This window comes from Amycolatopsis sp. NBC_01286 (assembly GCF_035982555.1).
Classification (GTDB): domain Bacteria; phylum Actinomycetota; class Actinomycetes; order Mycobacteriales; family Pseudonocardiaceae; genus Amycolatopsis.
Map to the genome: position 1 here is coordinate 6,266,019 of NZ_CP108428.1, position 17,394 is coordinate 6,283,412.

Here is a 17,394-nt window from a genome sequence, read left to right on the forward strand (position 1 = left end):
GGTGTCGAACCTACGGAGTGCGGAGTGCGGTGGTCAACGCGAGTCGAGCGGGCGCGGGTGCCGCGATGGAGAGCGCGGCACCCGCGTCGCTGGTTCAAGACACCGGAGGCATCAAGAGAGCAGGCCCACCTCCGCGTCCGTCAGCGCCTTGCCGACCACGTGGACGTCGTCGACCGCACCGCGCCAGAAGTCGGTGTTGCCGCCGTTGTACTTGGCTCGTCCGAGCGTGAACGCGCCGGTGCCGGCGACGGCCGGTCCGGCCGGGGCCGTCGCGACCTGCACGCCGTCCACGTAGAGCCGGATCTCGTTGCCGGCCCGCACTCCCGTGAGCTCGTACCAGCGGCCGATCTCCGGCACGACGTCGTACCGGGCCCGGTTGCCGCCGGGCGTGCTGAACGCGAACGCGCCCTGCCCGTACTGCAGGTAGAACGGGCTTTCCCGCTCCCGGCCGTCCTGGCTCACCGCGGTCGCGTAGTTGCCGGGCAGCTCGTCGAGCCGCACCTTCGCGGACACGGTGTAGTCACCGGTCGTGTCGACGACCGGGCCGTAGGTGTCGGCGGAGCCGCCGGTGAACTGCAGCGCGCCGTCCTTGAACGCCACCCCGGTCGGGGTGAGCGTCAGCGGGTTGTTGCCGCCGCTCGAGTCCTTCGCGGTCGTTCCCTTGCGCTCGTCGAGGTTCCACTCGCCCTTGCCCGCGTAGGGATAAGGCTTGCCCGCGTTGGCGCCGGCCTCGATCACGCGCCGGTTGATCTCGCGGACGGGACCGGGGTCGACCTTGAGGCGCTTGCGGTCGTAGGTCCAGAGCCCGTTGAGCTCGCCTTCCAGGTCGGTGACCTGCGTGTAGACCGAGGCCGACAGCTCGGCCCTGGCCTGCCCGAGGTAGAACGTGCGGGTGTTGTCGACGTACTTCGCCGTCAGCGCCGCCTTGTCCGCCACGCCGCTGTAGATCGCGATCGGCGCGCCCGGCCACTGGTGACCCGGCGTGCGCAGCGTGAAGCCGCCGTGCTCGCCGTCCATCGCGACGCGTCTGCCGTCCGAGGCGGCCGGGTCGGTGTTGTTGTAGTCGTGGTGGTCGATGACGTCACCGCGGCCCGAGTCGCCCTTGGACGCGCAGCAGTTCACCCCGCTGTGGGCGTTGACGATCCGGCTCGGGTCGGCCGCCTTGACCTGGTCGGCGATCCGGCCGGTGGCCGTCTTGTCCCATTCGCCCCAGCCCTCGTTGAACACGACCCAGGCGTAGACCGACGGGTAGTTCTGCAGCTGGTGCATCTCTTCGAGGCCCTGGCTGAGCCACGCCTGCTGCGCCGCGGGGTTGTTGCCGTCGTCGAGGGACACGAAGTCCTGCCAGACCAGCAGCCCGAGCTGATCCGCGTGGTAGTACCAGCGGGCCGGCTCGACCTTGATGTGCTTGCGGACGGCGTTGAAGCCGAGGTCCTTCTGCGCCTTCAGGTCGAAGACGAGGGCGTCGTCGCTCGGCGCGGTGTTCAGGCCGTCCGGGTAGAAGCCCTGGTCCAGCTGCATCAGGGAGAAGTACGGCTTGCCGTTGAGCGTCAGCTTGGGGACGCCGCCGACGTTCGTGATGCCGGTGGACCGCATGCCGAAGTAGCTCTTGACCTTGTCGCCGCCCAGCTTGATCTCCAGCTGGTACAGGTACGGGTCGTCCGGCGTCCACAGGTGCGGGTTCGGCACGGCCAGCTTCAGGTTCGCGTTCGCCGGTCCGGTGACCGTGCCGACCTGCCGGCCGCGCGCGTCCTTGGCGACCGCCGTGACGGTGGCGTTGCCCGCGGACTTGACGTTGAGCGCCAGCGAGCTGGTGGTCAGGTCGGGAGTCGTCTTGATCTCGTCGATGCCCTTGTCCGCCACCGGCTCCAGCCACACGGTCTGCCAGATGCCCGACGACGGGGTGTAGAAGATGCCGCCGGGGTTGGGGGACTGCTTGCCCTTGGGCTGGTACGGGCCGGTCGTGTCGGTGACCGCGACGACGATCTCCTGCTCGTCACCGCGCTTGAGCGCGTCGGTGATGTCGGCGCTGAACGCCGTGTAACCGCCGGTGTGCTCGGCGACGACCTTGCCGTTCACCCAGACCTTGGCCTGGTAGTCGACCGCGCCGAAGTTGAGCTTGAGACGCTGCCCGCCGCCGATCTTCCAGTCGCGCGGGACGGTGATCGTGCGGCGGTAGAACATGTGGTCCTCGTGCCGTTCGAGCCCGGAGAGCTGCGACTCGATCGGGTAGGGCACGACCACCTTCTCGGGCAGCCGCTTGCCGAACGTGGGCTGCTGGCCCTCCTGGGCGGCCGAGAACTCCCACGGGCCGTTGAGGTTGACCCACTTGTCGCGCTCGAGCTGCGGCCGCGGGTACTCCGGCAGCGGGTGGCGCGTGTCGACGTTCTCGCCCCACGTCGTCCGGAGCCGTTCCGTCGACGTGTTCGCGGCACTGCGGATGACCTTGCCGATCTTCGTGCCGTTCACCGCGAGCGCGCCGGCGCCGTCGTAGTAGACGCTGACTCGCTGGCCCTTCAGGACCCTCTCGGCCAGCCGGATCGTGACCCGGTCGCGGTTCGCCGTGATGGACGAGACCGGCATCGGCGTCGCGTCGACGTCGATCCGCAGATGGTCCTTCAAGTCGTTCGAGCCCGAGACGCGGCCGTCGAAGCCGGCCGTGAGCGTGCGGCCGTCCTGGGACACCTCCGCCGTGCGCGGCACGACCTGGTAGCCGGCCGGCGGCGTGAACGCCGACAGCGGCACGATCTGCTTCGCGATGGCCGCGCTCGACCAGCGCAGGAACATGTTGGCGCCGCCGGTGTCCTGGAACATCTCCAGCTTGAAGTCGTACTGCTTGCCGGCGGTCAGCGTGACCGGCGCGCCGGTCTGCTCGGTGTCCCAGTCGCCGACCCAGTGGTCGATCACCGGGGCGCCGTCGATGAACAGCCGGAACCCGTTGTCGCCGATGGCGTAGAAGGTGTAGTCGCCGGTCTGCGGCACGGCGATCTGCCCGGTCCACCGGGCGGTCGTGTGCTCCGTGCGCCCGGTGACCAACCCGAAGACCGAGGTCAGGTCCGGGTGGTCGACCTCCGAGTCGAGCGCGGTGCCGGCCAGGTCGGCGAAGTCGTGCGCGTCCGGCGACGACGGCGTGAAGTACTCGGCCTTCAGGCCGTGCACGGGCTCGGCGGCACCTGCGGGCGGCGTTCCCGACGCCACGCCCAGCGCCACCAGCAAGGCGAGGAGGACGGAAGCGGCTCTTCTCATCGGCGAGATCCCCTTCATTTTTACAACGTTGTAAAACGATCTGGGAGAATCGAAGCAGACAAGTCGGACGTCTATCTACCGCCGAATGTCGGTATCTTGAGGGCCGAGTGCCGATGCCGGGAGCACGGGTCGCCTGCCGGGACGGACGACGACGTCAGCCTTCGGGCGTGGGCAGCTCGCGGCGGTTCAGCTTCCCGTTGGGCAGCAGCGGCATCCGGTCGAGGACGAGCACCCGGTGCGGGACCAGGTGCGCGGGCAGCCGCCCGGCGAGCGCGGACCGCAGGTGCCCGGCCTCGGCGGGGCCCACGACGTAGCCGATCACCCGCCCGTCACGCAGGGCGGCGGCGGCGCGGACGACCCCCGGCTCCCGCAGCAGCGCGTCCTCGATCGCGGCGAGCTCCACCCGCGGGCCCGGCTGCGCGATCTGGTCGGTGTTTCGCCCGAGGTAGTCGAGGTTGCCGTCGGCGCGGGTCCGCACGACGTCGCCGGTGCGGTACATCCGCGCCCCCGCGGTGCACGGGTCGGCGACGAACAGCGACGCGGTCTGCGCGGGCCGGTCGCGGTAGCCGCGGGCCACGCCCGCGCCGCCGATGTAGAGCTCGCCGATCCCGCCCGGCTCGACCGGCTCGAGCCGATCGTCGAGGACGTGGGTGTGGACGCGGGGGATCGGCGTGCCGAGCGGCACGACCGCGGTGTCGCCGAGCACGTCGACGTCCGGGCGCAGCAGGAGGGAGTCCACGGTGGTCTCGGTGAGGCCGTAGGCGTTGAGCACCACCGAGCCCGGGTGCAGCCGCCCGGCGAGCTCGCGGAAGTCGGCCGCGGGCCACCCCTCCGAGCCGACCGACATCAGGCGCATGACGGGCAGCTCACCCGCGCGGCCGAGCGCCTTCGCCTGGGCGGGCACCAGTTCGGTCGCGTCGCCGCCGTGGCGGCGGAACTCGGCGAGCAGCTCGGCCGGGTCGGCCACCGCCTCGCGCGTCGCGATGACCATCGTCCCGCCCGCGAACACCGAGCGCAGCAGGTCGGCGAAGAAGAGGTCGACGCCGATCCCGATGACGGAGACGAAGGTCAGCGGCTCCTCGCGCAGCCGGAACAGCTCGTCCCACGCCGCGAAGACGTGCTCGAGGTGGCGGTGCTCGACGCCCACCGGCTTGGGCTTGCCCGACGAGCCCGAGGTGTACATGACGTAGGCGAGGTTCTCGGGCCGGAGCTCGACGCCGGGGGCGTGGTCGGGCTGTCCGGCCACGGCGTCGCCGAGCCGGACGTCGGCCGCGACCTCGGTGGTGTTGGTGAGCACGAGCGAGACGCCCGCGTCCGCGCCCATCCAGGCCACGAGGTCGGACGGGTACACGGGATCGAGCGGCAGGCAGGCCGCACCGGCTTTGAGGACGCCGAGCACGCCGACCGCCATCTCGAACCCGCGGTCCATCCGCAGCCCCACCAGGTCCTCGGGCCCCAGGCCCCGCCCGGCGACGTAGTGGGCGACGCGGTTGGCCTCGCGGTCGAGCTGTGCGAAGGACATGCACTCACCCGCGAAGACGAGCGCGGTCGCGTCAGGGCTCTCGGCGACCCTGGCCGCGAAGAGGTCGAGCAAGCGTTCCATGTGTCTCCCCAGACGGTCCTGCACTCATCGTGCGGGACCTTCCGCCCGCTCGCAGCGTGGCGGCCGGCCGTCGTTGCGCCGTCCGGCGCCGCTGTCTACCGTCGGTCCGGCACGCCTTGGACCATGCACAGGACGGGGGAGAGTGTGCGCATCGCCGTGGCCGGAGCGGACGAGCTGGTCGGCCCGCACGTCGTCGAGGCGGCTCGCGGGCGCGGCCACACGGTGACGGTGCTGGCCGGCGTCGACCTCCTGGACGGAGCCGGGCTGAGCGCCGCGCTGGACGGCATCGACGCCGTGGTCGACGTCAGCAACGCCACGTCCCTGGACGAAGAGCCGGCCACGCGGTTCTTCACCGCTGCCGCGGCCACCCTGCAGCGCGTCGGCGCCGAGCGGGGGGTGCGGCACATCGTGACCCTGTCGGTCGTGGGGATCGACGACACCGGGTTCGGCTACTTCCGCGCGAAGGAGGCGCACGAGCGCGCGGCCGGTGCGGGGCCGGTTCCCGCCACGATCGTGCGCGCGACCCACTTCCACGAGTTTCCCGGGCAGCTCGTGGGCCGGACCCGCGACGGCGACCACGCCACGGTGTTCGACCTGCGCGTGCAGACCGTGGCCGCGACGGCGGTGGCCGCGGCGCTCGTCGAGGTCGCCGAGCGTCCCGCGCGGGGCCGCACGCCTGACATCGCCGGCCCGGACCCGGCCGAGGTGCTCGACCTCGCCCGTGCCTTCGTCGACCACTTCGACCTGCGGGTGGAGCTGCGGACCGACGAGCACACCGTGACCGGCATCGCCGCGGACGGCCTCCTGCCCCGGGCGGGCGCGACCATCCTCGGGCCGAGCTACACCGAATGGCTCCACAGCCCCGAGGCCGCCGCGCTGGTCTCCGGCGGCTGACCCGATCCGTAGCCGAGGAAACGCTTTACCGACGAGGCTCGCGGGATTTACCCTGTAGTTTCGAGGCGGCCGGCGGACGACCCCGCCGGTGCGTCACCAAGTTTCGAAATTCGCGTCGAAACGAGGGGGAAAGATGAAATCCACGCCCACGATGACGAATCTCGCGGAAACCGACGAGCGTTCCGATGCCGGCCGCGGCATTCGGCCTACCGCCGCTCCGGCGTCCGCGCTCACCGTGACACACCTGGCCGAACGGGACGAGCACGCCGGCACCGGCCGCGGCGTGACCATGTACAACGAAGCCGGAAAAGCCGACGCCGCGAAACCGCGCTGACCGGCCGAACCAGCGGTCCGACGCCCCGCACCTGCCTGGTGTCGATGCCGTGGCACTCGCTGCACCGTCCCTCCCTCGCACTCGGCGTACTGCGCGCGGCCTGCGCGCGGGAGGGACTTCCGGTCCCGGTTTCCTACCACGGCAGTCTCGCCTTCGCCGAAATGATGCTGCGCGCCGGTCTGACCGTGGGCGATTACGCGGAAATGGCGGACACCGGGTTCCACCATTCGCTCGGCGAATGGATCTTCGCGGGCGCGCTCAACGGACCCGGTTTCGGTTATGCGGGCATGCGGGATCTGGCCCGCCGCGCCGGCCTGCCCTTCCGCGTCGCCGCGGCGGTTCGCGACCTCGCGGACGAATTCACCGATCAGGCCGCCGACGCCATTCTCGACCGCGAGCCGGAACTGGTCGGCTTCAGCGCGACCTTCAGCCAGACCATCGCCAGCCTCGCGGTGGCCCGGCGGATCAAGGACCGGCGACCCGACGTGCGGATCCTGATCGGCGGCTACTCGACCGACGGCCCGATGGGCGTGGCGCTGCACCGGGAGTACCCGTTCGTCGACTACGTCCTGCGCGGCGAGGCCGACGTGAACTTCCCGAAACTGCTGCGGGCGCTCGCCGGCTGCGACGCGACCGGAACCCGTGACGGCCTCGACGACGTGCCCCAGCTGTGCTGGCGGGCCGATGACGGCGCCACCCGGGTCAGTCCGGCCCCGTCCCGGCTGGTCCCGCCGGCGTCGATCACGACACCGGACTACGACGACTGGTTCGCCGCCGTTCCCGCTTCCGTCGCGGCCCGCGTCGAACCGGAGCTGGTCGTGGAGTCCTCCCGCGGCTGCTGGTGGGGCGCGAAACACCACTGCGTCTTCTGCGGCCTCAACGGCACCGCGATGACCTACCGGGCCAAGCCCGCCGAGTCCTTTGTGGACGAAGTGCTCGGGCTGGTGCGCCGGCACCGGATCCTCGACGTCACCACGATCGACAACATCCTGCCGAACGAGTTCTACCGGTCGGCGCTGCCGGCGCTGGCCGGCGCCGGCCACGACCTGCGCATCCACTACGAGATCAAGGCCAACGCGCGGATCGAGGACGTGGCCGCGCTGCGGGCGGCCGGGGTGTGGGACGTCCAGCCCGGCGTCGAGAGCCTGGTCGACGACGTGCTGCGCCGGATGCGCAAGGGCGTCCGCGGGGCACACAACGTGCGGATGCTGCGTGACGGCGCCTCCGCCGGGCTCACCGTCGCCTGGAACTGGTTGTACGGGTTTCCGGGCGAACGCGCGGCGGACTACGCCGCGGTCGTGGCCCAGCTGCCCGCCCTGGTACACCTGCAACCGCCCAGTGGTGCGGCACGGATTGCCCTGCAACGGTTTTCGCCGAACTTCGACGACCCGCGCCAGGGCTTCACCGAGCGTCACCCGGCGGCGGGGTCGCGCCTCGTCCACGACATCGACGACCCGGCGCGGCTCGCCGAGCTCGTCTACTCCTTCGACACCCCGGACCAGGGACTCACGGCCGAGGAGGTCGGGCCGCTGGTCGACGCGCTGGCCGCGTGGACCGCGGGCTACGCGGGGAGTGCGCTGATCGCCCGCACCCTCGGCGACGTCGTGGTGATCCGGGACCGGCGCCACGGCTGGGCGCCGGTCGACCACGTGCTCGAGCACCCGCGGGAGATCGCGGCCTGGCGAGCGCTGGAAACCGGCCGCGCCCCGCTCCGGGTCCTCGCCGACCTGAACCACGAACAGCACCACGACTGGGATCCGGACGACTTCGACCACTGGCTTCGCCGGCTCGGGGAGGCCGGCCTGGTCTTCACCGACGGCGACTTGTGGATCACCCTGGCCACTTCGCCTGCTGTGGCGGGGAAGGCCCACTTGCCGTTGTCGGTGCTCACGCCGTCCGCCTGAGGAGGAGCCACATGCGTACCCTGTCCGCTCCGCACCCGGCGTGGCCCGAGGCGGTCGACCTCGGCTTCGGCCGGATCGACGCCGATCCCGGTGGCGCCCTGCGCGTCGTGGCCGGACTGGCCGCGAGTGCGCAGCGGCTGCGGCTGCCGGAGCCGTTCGCCTTCGGCGAGTCCGCGCACCGCGACGCGACGATGGTGCGCTTGCTCGCCACCGCCGCGGCGGCGTTCGTCCCGGTAGACTGGACCTTGCGGGAACCGTTGCCGGACAACACTCTTGAACGCGCGTTGTGCCACCTGCCGCCACCACGGGACGGCGGGGAGCCCGGGCGCCGCTGGCGGGCCGCTCACGACGTCGGCAGCTGCACCTACCGGTACGGCCCGGGGTTCGTCCTCATCCACGACACCCGCCCGGGCGGCCCGATCAACCGCGTCCACGTCGAAGCCGGCTGGGTCGGCGCGTTCCGGACCCTGGCCGGCACGGACCGGCCGCCGGCCGGCGGGGCGGCGGCGGACCTCGTCGACCAGCTGGCGGCGCACCAGCTCGCCCTGCGGCTGGACGACGGGTACGCCGTCGTGCTGCCCTACCACGCGGATCGGCGTCCGCCGCCCGGCCGGGCGGTCCCGTCGGTGCGGCCGGGCCCGTGACCGACGCCTCGCCGGACACGTCGACGGCCGGGCTGCGCGGGCACCGCGCGTTCCGGTTCCTGTGGACCGCGGACGCCGCCTCCCAGCTGGGTACCGCCGCCGCGACCGCGCTGGTGCCCCTGCTCGCCGCGACCACCCTCGGCGCCACGCCACTGCAGATGGGCCTGCTCACCGCGGCGGAAACCGTGGCGTTCCTGGTCATCGGCCTGCCCGCCGGTGCCTGGATCGACCGGACCCGCCACCGCCGCGCGGTGCTCGTCGGCGCCGACGTCGTCCGGGCCCTGCTGTTCTTCGGGCTTCCGGTCGCGGGCTGGACCGGGGTGCTGGACTTCGGGCAGCTGCTCGTCACGGCGGTGCTCGTCGGCGTCGCGACCGTGTTCTTCGACGCCGCCTACCAGGCGTACCTGCCGGTGGTGATCGGGCTGGAGAACCTGGAAACCGGCTACGCGCGCCTGCAGATCACCCTGTCGGTCGCCGCGGCCGCCGGGCCCGGCATCGGCGGCCTGATCACGCGCGTGATCGGGGCCGCGTCCGGTCTGGTGCTCACCGGGGCGGGCTACCTGGCTTCGGCCGCACTCCTGTCGCGCGTCCGGGCCACCGTGCCGCCGATCCCGCCGCGGCCGCGGAAGGTGCGGCTGCGCACCGAGATCGCCGAGGGCCTCCGCTACATCGTGCGCCACCGCCAGCTCCGCCCGCTGGCCATCGCGAGTTCCGTCGCCGCGTTCTTCACCGCCGGCATCATGTCCATGGAGATCCTGTTCTTCACGCACGACCTGCACCTGGACGCGGCGGGCGCGGGCGTGCTGCTGGCCCTGTCGGGCGTGGGCAGCGTCATCGGCGCCGCGACGACCGGCCGCTGGACCCGCCGCCTCGGGGCGGCTCGCGCCAACTGGCTGGTGCCGGTGCTGACGTGGCCACCCCACCTGCTGCTCCCGCTCGCCCAGCCGGGCCCGCTCGGCTTGGCCTTGGCCGCAACGGGAATCGTCATCCACGCCGCCGGCGGCACGACCTACAACGTGATCGTGATGACCCGCCGCCAGCACCTGACCCCGGACGCCCTGCGCGGCCGCGTCCACACGAGCATGCGCGTGCTCATCTGGGGAACCATGCCCCTGGGCGCACTGGCCGCCGGAATCTTCGCCGAATCGGTGGGCACGCGCGCGACCCTGACGATCGCCGTCGCCGGGATCCTCATCGCGATCGTGCCCGCCGCCTGGTCCGCCCGGCGCCTTGACTGCTGACCACCTTCTTCGACACCGGCCGCGTCGACAGTTCGCAGTTCGACCGGCGTCCGGTCGACTTCGCGGCGGTGCCGCTGAGCCGGTGGGGCCGGGCGCTGATCGTGCTGCCGCTGGGCCTCGGTGGCTGGTTCCTGGGGGTCCTGTTCGCCTGGTCCCTCGCGCCCTCCTGGTCCATCGCCGGCCCGCTCGTGGTGGTGCCCGGCGCCGGACTGCTGATCGGGCTCGGCGCGTACCTCGCCACCCAGGGAATCCGCGGCCGGGTCACCGGTGCCGCGGTCGCCGGTGCGCTTGCGGGGGCGTGGCTGCTGTCGCTGGCCGGGTCCGGGCTCGTCGTCCCGGTGCTCGGGATCCTCGGCGCCGCGCTGGGCGCGAACCTCGTGCTCGCGCTCCACGCCCGCCGGTCCCCGCCGGCGGCGGATAGGGTGGCGGCATGAGCCGCTGGGTCGTGTCCGTCGAACGCCGCATCGTCGCCCCCGCGGACCGGATGTACGCGGTGGTCGCCGATCCGTTGCGGCACAAGGACATCGACGGGTCCGGCTCCTTGGTCGAGCCGATCGACATCAGCTCACCCGTGCGGCCGCTGCGTCTCGGCGACCACTTCGGCATGAGGATGGACCTCCGCGGCAAGTACGTCATGACGAGCACGGTGATCGAGGCCGTGCCCGGCCGGCGGTTCGCCTGGCAGAGCCGGCCGCACGAGGACTCCGTCAAGTGGCGCCTGGTGTTCGGCGGCCGGATCTGGCGTTACGAGTTCGAGCCGGACGGCGACGGCACGCTGGTCCGGGAGAGCTGGGACCTGAGCGAAGAGCCGCTGCGGGTGGTCGTCACGCTGGGGCGCTGGGCGGCGCGTGGGGCCATGCGCCGCACCCTCGACCGGATGGCCGCGCTCGTCGAATCGCACTGAGCGCGGCCGGCGGACCGCGTCAGCCGCCGACCGCCGCCCGGAACGACGCGCGGTGGGCCCGGTTCGCGGCGAGGAGCCCGTCGAGCGAGTCACGGGTGTGGACGAGGTCGGCGATGTGCTGGGTCAGCCGGTCGCGTTCCTGCTGCATCCGCGCGAACGCGGCGTCCGAGTTGCCCTCGCTGGGGGACTCGACGCAGGGCAGCAGCTCGGCGATCGTGCGGCTGGACAGGCCGGCGTCGAACAGGCGCTGGATGAAGGCCACCCGCTCGATTTCGCCGTCCGTGTAGTGCCGTTGCCCGCTGCTGCTGCGGGTGCTGGTGAGCAGCCCCTGCTGTTCGTAGTAGCGCAGGGACCGCACACTCACCCCGGCTTGTGCCGCCAGTTCGCCGATCCGCACGACGTCCTCCCGGTGGTGACCAGTGACAGGAAGGTTCTCCTCTGACCGTGATGACGGATCTTAGCCGGACCGCGTCACGGTACTAGGAGAACGGCGAGTGGGCGACGGGAGCCTGGACGGTGGGATCGTCCTCGATGACGTTGTCGTAGCGCCACGCCCGGTACTCGCTGTTCGGGTGACTGTCCAGGGTCCGATCGTTGATGTTGGCCGTGCTGTGCTTCACCGGAGTGGAGCCGAACGAGTAGTACTCGAAGTTCCCCTTGTTGTCGATCCACCGGTGGAAGAGGACCACGTGGTGCTCGGCCGAGTTGAGGATGTCTCCGGGCCTGAGGTCGTCGCGGCTGATCTCGTGTGAGTAGTCCGGCAGGGTCCAGGTGCTCGCGCTCCAGCTGAGGTGCCACGCCATCGAGACGTAACCGGAGCAGTCGCGGCGGTACGAGCGCCCGTCGCCCGGTCCGGGTGAGAAACCGGTGTCACCGGGTGCGAGGTTCTCCGGGTCGTAGTACGGCCCGGGCTTGTGATCGACCCAGTTCTGCGCGCGGTCGATGATCTCCGACCGGCTGATCTTCACCTCGTCCTTGGCGTCGCACTTCTTGCCGGCGGACGTCTGGCACGAGAGGCCGGTGTGGTCGGTCTGGTTCACCGGGTCGTTCGCGGCGTAGGCGTACCGGTTGAGGCCGACGGTGTCCTCGCCGTCGATGGTGGGGTCGGGCGAGATGAACCGGCCCAGCTGCGGGTCGTAGTAGCGGGCGTTGAGGTACACCAGCCCGGTCGAGTCCTGGCGTTCGGCGGTGAAGCCGCGCGACTCGAAGGGCAGCGACCCGCCGGTCGACAGGACCTCGCCGAAGGGCCGGTACTTCTTGCGGTGGACCTCGACGCCGGCGGCGTTGGTCTCGGCCTGGATCGAGCCCTGGACGTCGGTGTGCACCCAGTACTTCGTCCCGCCGTCGACCCGGGCCACGGGCGTTCCGTCGATCGAGATGTACTTGGTGGTCGTGCCGGCGGTGACGTCGACCTCGTAGTCGGCACCGAGGTAGCGGCGCGTGGAGCTGCCCTCGACCTGCTGGAGGCGGGCGCCGTCGGCGTCGTAGGTGAAGGTGGCGGTGACGCCGTTCTTGACGACCGAGGCCAGCAGGCCGTCACCGTTCCAGGTCAGGGTGCGGCCGGCCCCGGAGGTCATGTTGCCCGCCGCGTCGTAGGTGTAGCTGTTCGAGCCGGCGGTTCTCACCGCGTGCGGGTGCGCCGGGTCGTAGGTGTAGTCCCCGGTCCGGGAGTTCCCGGCGATGTTGCCGGCCGCGTCGTAGGACACGGACTGGTTGTTCGCCGTGCCGGCGTCCGCGGTCGCGCTGGTGAGCTGGTCGGCCTCGTCGTAGGCGTAGGTCCAGCTCTCGTCGGGGAACGGGCTGGTGACCTTCGTGATCTTGCCGCTCGCGTCGCGGGTGAACGCGTTGTCCTGGACGACGTCGGCGCCCGACGTCGTCTTGATGCCGGTGAGCCAGCCGCGGGCGCCGTCGTGCGGGCGGGTGGTCACGGTGCCGTTGGCGTTGGCGATCGTGGTCACCTTGCCGTCGGCGTTGTAGGTCGCCGAGGTGACGTAGCCGGGGATCGCCGCGAGCCGGCCCGCGCTGTCGTAGCGCAGCGGCGCCGCCGCGGTGCCCTGCGTGTCACCGTCGGGGTAGGTGGTCCACAGCTTCCGGTCGCCCGTGTCGAAGCCGTACCGGAACTCGTAGGCCGTGCCGCCCACGGTGCGCACCGTCTTGACGACGTGGCCGAGTGCGTCGTAGCCGAACGTCCTGGTGCCGGCCGCGTCGGCGTTCGAGGTGACCTTGCCGACGTTGTAGTAGCCGTCTTGGACCTGGTCGTAGGTCCAGGAAACCGTTGCGGCGGAAGCGGTGCCCGCGTCGGACGTCTTGCTGGTCTCGCGCCCCAGCAGGTCGTTGGTGAAGGTCGTGCGGTGGTTGTTCGCGTCGGTCTGCGCGGTCGCCCGGCCGGCGGCGTCCCACTCGTAGGTGGTGGCGCCCTTGTCCGGATCCGCCACCTTCGTCTGCCGGCCGAACGAGTCGGTGGTGTAGGTGATGACGTACCCGGCCGGGTCGGTCGACTGCGCGAGGTTGCCGCGAAGGTCGTAGACGTACCGCGCGGTACTGGGCTGGCCGCCGACCACCTGCTGGCGCTCGACGCGCTTGCCGTACGCGTCCGTGCGGTCGGTCGTGGTGTGGCCGCTCTCGTCGGTGGTGGTGGTCGACCACGGGCCGTAGCTCTCGGTCTGGGTCGCGCCGTCCGGCAGCGTGGTCCTGGTCGACCGGTCGAGTCCGTCGTAGGCGGTGGTCGTCGCGTAGGTCGCCGGCTGCGCCTGACCCGCCACGCGGTAGTAGGGCGCGGTCTTCGACGCGACCTGGCCGCGGGCGTTGTACGCCGTGTCGACGTAGATGTCGCCGGTCGCGGCGTCCGGGCCCTTCGCCGCGGTGCGGTACGGGCGCTGCAGACCGTCGACGTAGCGGCGGCTCCACTGCGGAGCGCTCGTGCCGTCCGCGGCCGGCTTCTCGACCTGCTCGTACTGCCCGGCCGGATCGCCGACGTTCACCCACTGGTGGCGTTCGAACTTGCCGCCGGGCTGAGTGGTCTCGACCACCCGGCACAGCGGGTCGTAGGTGAGCGTGGTCGGCTGCTTGTTGAGGTCGTTCACCCGGGTCGGCGTGCCGCAGCCGGCGTCCCACGTCGCGTCGACCGTCTGGGACAGCGCGTTGGTCTCCGAGGTCTGGAACACGTGGTAGGCCGGGTCGTAGCCGAGGGTGGTGCGCGCGCCGACCGGGTCGATCTCCGCGGTGAGGTTGCCCCAGGCGTCGTACTCCTTGCCGGTCTCGACGAACGTGTCCGTGGTCGAGAGCCACCGCGCGGACGTCGTCTCGAAGCCGGCCGCCGGGGCCTGGTCCCAGGCTTTCACGCCGTCGTAGCCGGTGCGGGTTTCGCTGAGCCTGGTCCCACCGGCGCCGACGCCGGCGACGACCTTCACCGCGGCGGGTTTGTCCACGATGTAGGCGGCCGTGTTGGGCACGAACGTGGTCACCGTCGTGCGCTCGTCGCCCGGCTGCTCTTCGTCGCCGTGCTCGATCCGGGTCACCACCTCGCCGTAGGCGTTGTACGCCAGGCTCGTGTGGGTGCGCTTGCAGTCCGCTCCGGGACAGACCGCGCTCCGGCCGCTGTACGCGTACTCCCAGGTGCCGGTCGGCAGCACCGTCCTCGGCACGGTCGTGCCGTTGGTGGCGTATTCGGTGACCGTCGCGCTCAGCAGCGCGCCATCACCTTCGTGGTTCTCGACGCGCTCCGGCCGGCCGATCGCGGCGAGGTCCTGCCGGAAGGTCGTGTCGGTGTACGGGCACGCCGTCTCGCCCGCGTTGCAGGGCTTGGTCTCCCGCTGCGTGCGGAACCCGAGGAACGTGCGCTCCGGGTGGTAGTAGGTCCCGCCCGAGTAGCTGTAGTTCGTGGTCGCGGCGCCGCCCGGGCCGGCGTCGTCGGTCACCGCGGCCACCGTCTGGGTCAGCGGCGGGTTGTTCGTGTTCGCCCACGCGGAGGACGGCTTGTAGCTCACCGTCGTCTTGGCGCCCCACTCGTTGGTGCGGGACGTCAGCACGTCGGTCGCCGCGCCACCCATGTTCCAGATGTGGCGCCCCTTGTTGAGGCCGAAGTTGGTGTTGTAGAGCTCCACCATCTCCGTGCGCATGTCGCCGTTGACGTCCATCTCGAGGAAGTCGGCGGTGCAGTTGCCTTTGCTGCAGGTGTAGGTCCCCATCGTCGGGTCGCTCGCGCCGGGCGCGAAGCCGGTGCCGGTGGACAGCCAGATGTCGCGCTTCGTCGAGGCCCCCAGGAATCCGGGGGAGAGGGTGACCATGTCCATCCGGTGGTCGCCGTTGACGTCCATCACGAGCTGCTTGGACGCCGTGCTGTAGCTCATGCTCGTGTCGGTGGCGCCCAGCTTGTAGCCGTAGCCGGTGGAGAGCCAGGTCCGGCGGGTGTACGTGCCGAACGCCGGGTAGAGCTCGACCATGTCGGCCTTGTCGTCGTCGTTGACGTCCATGATCAGGAACCGGCTGCCCGCGCCCTCGGCGTCCGGCTGGCTCCAGGAGATGCCGCCGTCGGTCGCCCCGGAGACGAAGCCCGTGCCGGTGGACAGCCAGATGTGCCGGGTACCGGCGCCGAAGAGCGCGGGCAGCAGCTCGATGAAGTCGGACTTGCCGTCACCGTTCACGTCGGCGGCCTCGAACTGCCGGTCCGCGCTCATCCCGATGCCGGCGTCGTTGGAGGCGAGGGTGAAGGTGGTGCCGTCCGAGAGCCAGGTCGCGCGGCAGAAGTTCACGGGGAAGATGCCGCAGGAGTACAGCTCGAGGACGTCGGTCTTGCCGTCGCCGTTGACGTCCATCGGGAGGAAGCGCGAGTTCGCGTCGTTGCGGCCCTGGGCCGCGCCGGTGGAGCCCGCTGTGAAGCCGGTGCCGGTGGACACCCACAGCTGCCGCGCCATGCCGAGGCCGGAGGGGGAGAACTCCAGCAGGTCGGACTTCCCGTCGCCGGTGAAGTCGCCGGGCAGGTAACGCGCGTTCTGGTTGAGCGACGTCGCGCCCTCCGTCGACGCGAGCGTGAAGTCGGTGCCGTTGGAGAGCCACGTCTTGCGTTGGTAGGAACCGAAGTTCGGCCACAGCTCGAGCATGTCGGTCTTGCCGTCGCCGTTGATGTCCATCGGGAAGTTCTTGGCGGTGTTGTTGTTCCCGGTGAACGCCTTGTTGTCGTTGCCGGAGACGAACGCGGGCGCGCCGGCCTGGTAGGTCGCCGAGACGGCCGGCATCGCGGTGCCGCCGGTGACGGTGCCGGTGGCGTCCAGCACGGCGTCGGCGCCGAACTGCTGTACGGCCGACAGGAGCGACCGTCCTGTCGCGTCACTGGTGGCGTAGGTCAGCTTGTACGCGCGGACCCGGCTGCCGGCCACGCTCACGTCGACGGTTTTGATGCGCCCTTGGACGGTCCGGAGGCCGCCGTTGCCCATCGCCTCGAGGTCGGTGTCGGTGCGCTTCTCGTACTGGAACTTGATCGTGGCCTGGTTGTAGGTGACCGAGTCGAGGTACTCCCAGCAGCACTCGAACTGGTTGACCGCCCAGTTGTAGGAGACCGTGTTGTTCTTGGTGTCGACGACCTGGCTGAGGCCCCACCGGTAGACGAGATCGGTCGCGGCGGACAGCACCGGCGCGTAGACGCGCTTGACGCCGTCCTTCGCGGTCAAGGTCCACCGGCTGGCGGCGCCGGTGCCGGTCAGCGCGACCCTTCCGAAGGACTCGTTCTTGGTCGAGTGCGTGCCACCCGAGGTGCAGCTCGGGCTCACACTGCCGGCTACGCAGGGCACGAGCTCCTCGCCGTCCAGGAGGTAGCCGTCCGAGCCGTCGTACCGGGGCGCGCCCTTGCCGCTGCCGGCCCGCTCGATCTCGCTCAGGCCGTTGAGCGTCCAGCCGACCCCGGCCAGCCCGTTGCGCGCGGAGGAATCGTAGGCCAGCGAAAGTTCCGGGGTGATGTTGTGGAAGGCCGGGACGCGGATCGCGATGTCGTCGGTGAACGTGCCATTGCCGTCGACCTGCCAGGATTTGTCCGGCACCTGCGGTTCCGGCGTCTTGGCGACGTCGGCGAGCGGGGTGCGCGCCGCCTCTTTCTGGCTGTCGGCGGGCGCGGTCACCGCCCCGGCCGTGCTCACACTGCCGGCGACCAGCACAACGGCGACGAAGAATCCGCGCAGCGCGCGGCCGACTACCGACCTCATGGGTCCGACACCTCGGCATGGGAGTGGACGGGCGCACCGTCCAGGAGATTGTGCCGTCCGGGCCCCGATTCCGTCGGCTTGATCAAATCCGATGGTACATCGCAGCCTGTGCACTGAAAAGGGTAAGTGTCACATTGCGGCTACGGGCCGCTACCTCGCCCGTGCGCTCCCGATCACTCACGGTCACGCTGCAGGGGGTGTTCGCGCCGAGATTTCCGTGCAGGAGAAATCGCTGCAATAGCAGTGCGGCCACGATCGACGTCGACATCCGAAGTCACGGAACGTGCTGGTGCGAACGGGCTCTTCCCGCCGGACTTCCGCGCAGTTTCCGCGCTGTTCACCCCCGGTTGGCCGTGAAGACTCGCTACGATCACCCGGTGGGGGATCGACGCTGCCCGGTCACGAGAGTCGTCAGCGGCACCTGTGTGCG

11 protein-coding genes are annotated in these 17,394 nt (G+C 71.0%); 7 read left to right on the forward strand and 4 right to left on the reverse strand.

What is annotated here, in order from left to right; translation table 11 throughout:
* Positions 1-111: 111 nt before the first annotated feature.
* Positions 112-3,246, reverse strand: coding sequence for a LamG-like jellyroll fold domain-containing protein (locus OG570_RS29645; protein WP_326952422.1), 3,135 nt, complete (start codon positions 3,244-3,246; stop codon positions 112-114).
* A 154-nt stretch (positions 3,247-3,400) separates the two neighbouring features.
* Complete coding sequence (locus tag OG570_RS29650) at positions 3,401-4,849, reverse strand: amino acid adenylation domain-containing protein (protein WP_326952423.1); 1,449 nt, start codon at positions 4,847-4,849, stop codon at positions 3,401-3,403.
* A 144-nt stretch (positions 4,850-4,993) separates the two neighbouring features.
* On the opposite strand from OG570_RS29650, the gene OG570_RS29655 reads away from it, so the two are divergent.
* From OG570_RS29655 to OG570_RS29685, 7 genes are all read left to right on the forward strand, one after another.
* Positions 4,994-5,743 carry an SDR family oxidoreductase gene (locus tag OG570_RS29655; RefSeq protein ID WP_326952424.1) on the forward strand — a complete coding sequence of 250 codons (750 nt, stop codon included), beginning with the start codon at positions 4,994-4,996 and terminating at the stop codon, positions 5,741-5,743.
* Positions 5,744-5,876: 133 nt separating this feature from the next.
* Positions 5,877-6,077, forward strand: a complete 201-nt coding sequence (locus tag OG570_RS29660; RefSeq protein WP_326950719.1) for a hypothetical protein — start codon at positions 5,877-5,879, stop codon at positions 6,075-6,077.
* A 44-nt stretch (positions 6,078-6,121) separates the two neighbouring features.
* On the forward strand, positions 6,122-7,981 hold the full coding sequence (locus tag OG570_RS29665; protein ID WP_326952425.1) for a RiPP maturation radical SAM C-methyltransferase: 1,860 nt from the start codon (positions 6,122-6,124) through the stop codon (positions 7,979-7,981).
* Between the two features lie 11 nt (positions 7,982-7,992).
* Positions 7,993-8,625, forward strand: a complete 633-nt coding sequence (locus tag OG570_RS29670; protein ID WP_326952426.1) for a DUF5825 family protein — start codon at positions 7,993-7,995, stop codon at positions 8,623-8,625.
* Positions 8,622-9,866 (forward strand): MFS transporter, encoded by a 1,245-nt coding sequence (locus tag OG570_RS29675; RefSeq protein ID WP_326952427.1) that lies wholly within the window; start codon positions 8,622-8,624, stop codon positions 9,864-9,866. The genes OG570_RS29670 and OG570_RS29675 overlap by 4 nt, the downstream gene beginning before the upstream one ends.
* A 68-nt stretch (positions 9,867-9,934) precedes the next feature.
* The gene (locus OG570_RS29680) at positions 9,935-10,300 is read left to right on the forward strand and encodes a hypothetical protein (protein ID WP_326952428.1); all 366 of its coding nucleotides are present in this window, start codon (positions 9,935-9,937) and stop codon (positions 10,298-10,300) included.
* Positions 10,297-10,770, forward strand: coding sequence for an SRPBCC family protein (locus tag OG570_RS29685; protein WP_326952429.1), 474 nt, complete (start codon positions 10,297-10,299; stop codon positions 10,768-10,770). Before OG570_RS29680 ends, OG570_RS29685 begins: the two co-directional genes overlap by 4 nt.
* Positions 10,771-10,789: 19 nt before the next feature.
* Here OG570_RS29685 and OG570_RS29690 read toward each other — a convergent pair whose 3' ends face one another.
* Positions 10,790-11,167 (reverse strand): MerR family transcriptional regulator, encoded by a 378-nt coding sequence (locus tag OG570_RS29690; RefSeq protein ID WP_326950713.1) that lies wholly within the window; start codon positions 11,165-11,167, stop codon positions 10,790-10,792.
* An 82-nt stretch (positions 11,168-11,249) separates the two neighbouring features.
* Complete coding sequence (locus OG570_RS29695) at positions 11,250-16,964, reverse strand: RHS repeat-associated core domain-containing protein (protein WP_326952430.1); 5,715 nt, start codon at positions 16,962-16,964, stop codon at positions 11,250-11,252.
* Positions 16,965-17,394 lie beyond the last annotated feature (430 nt).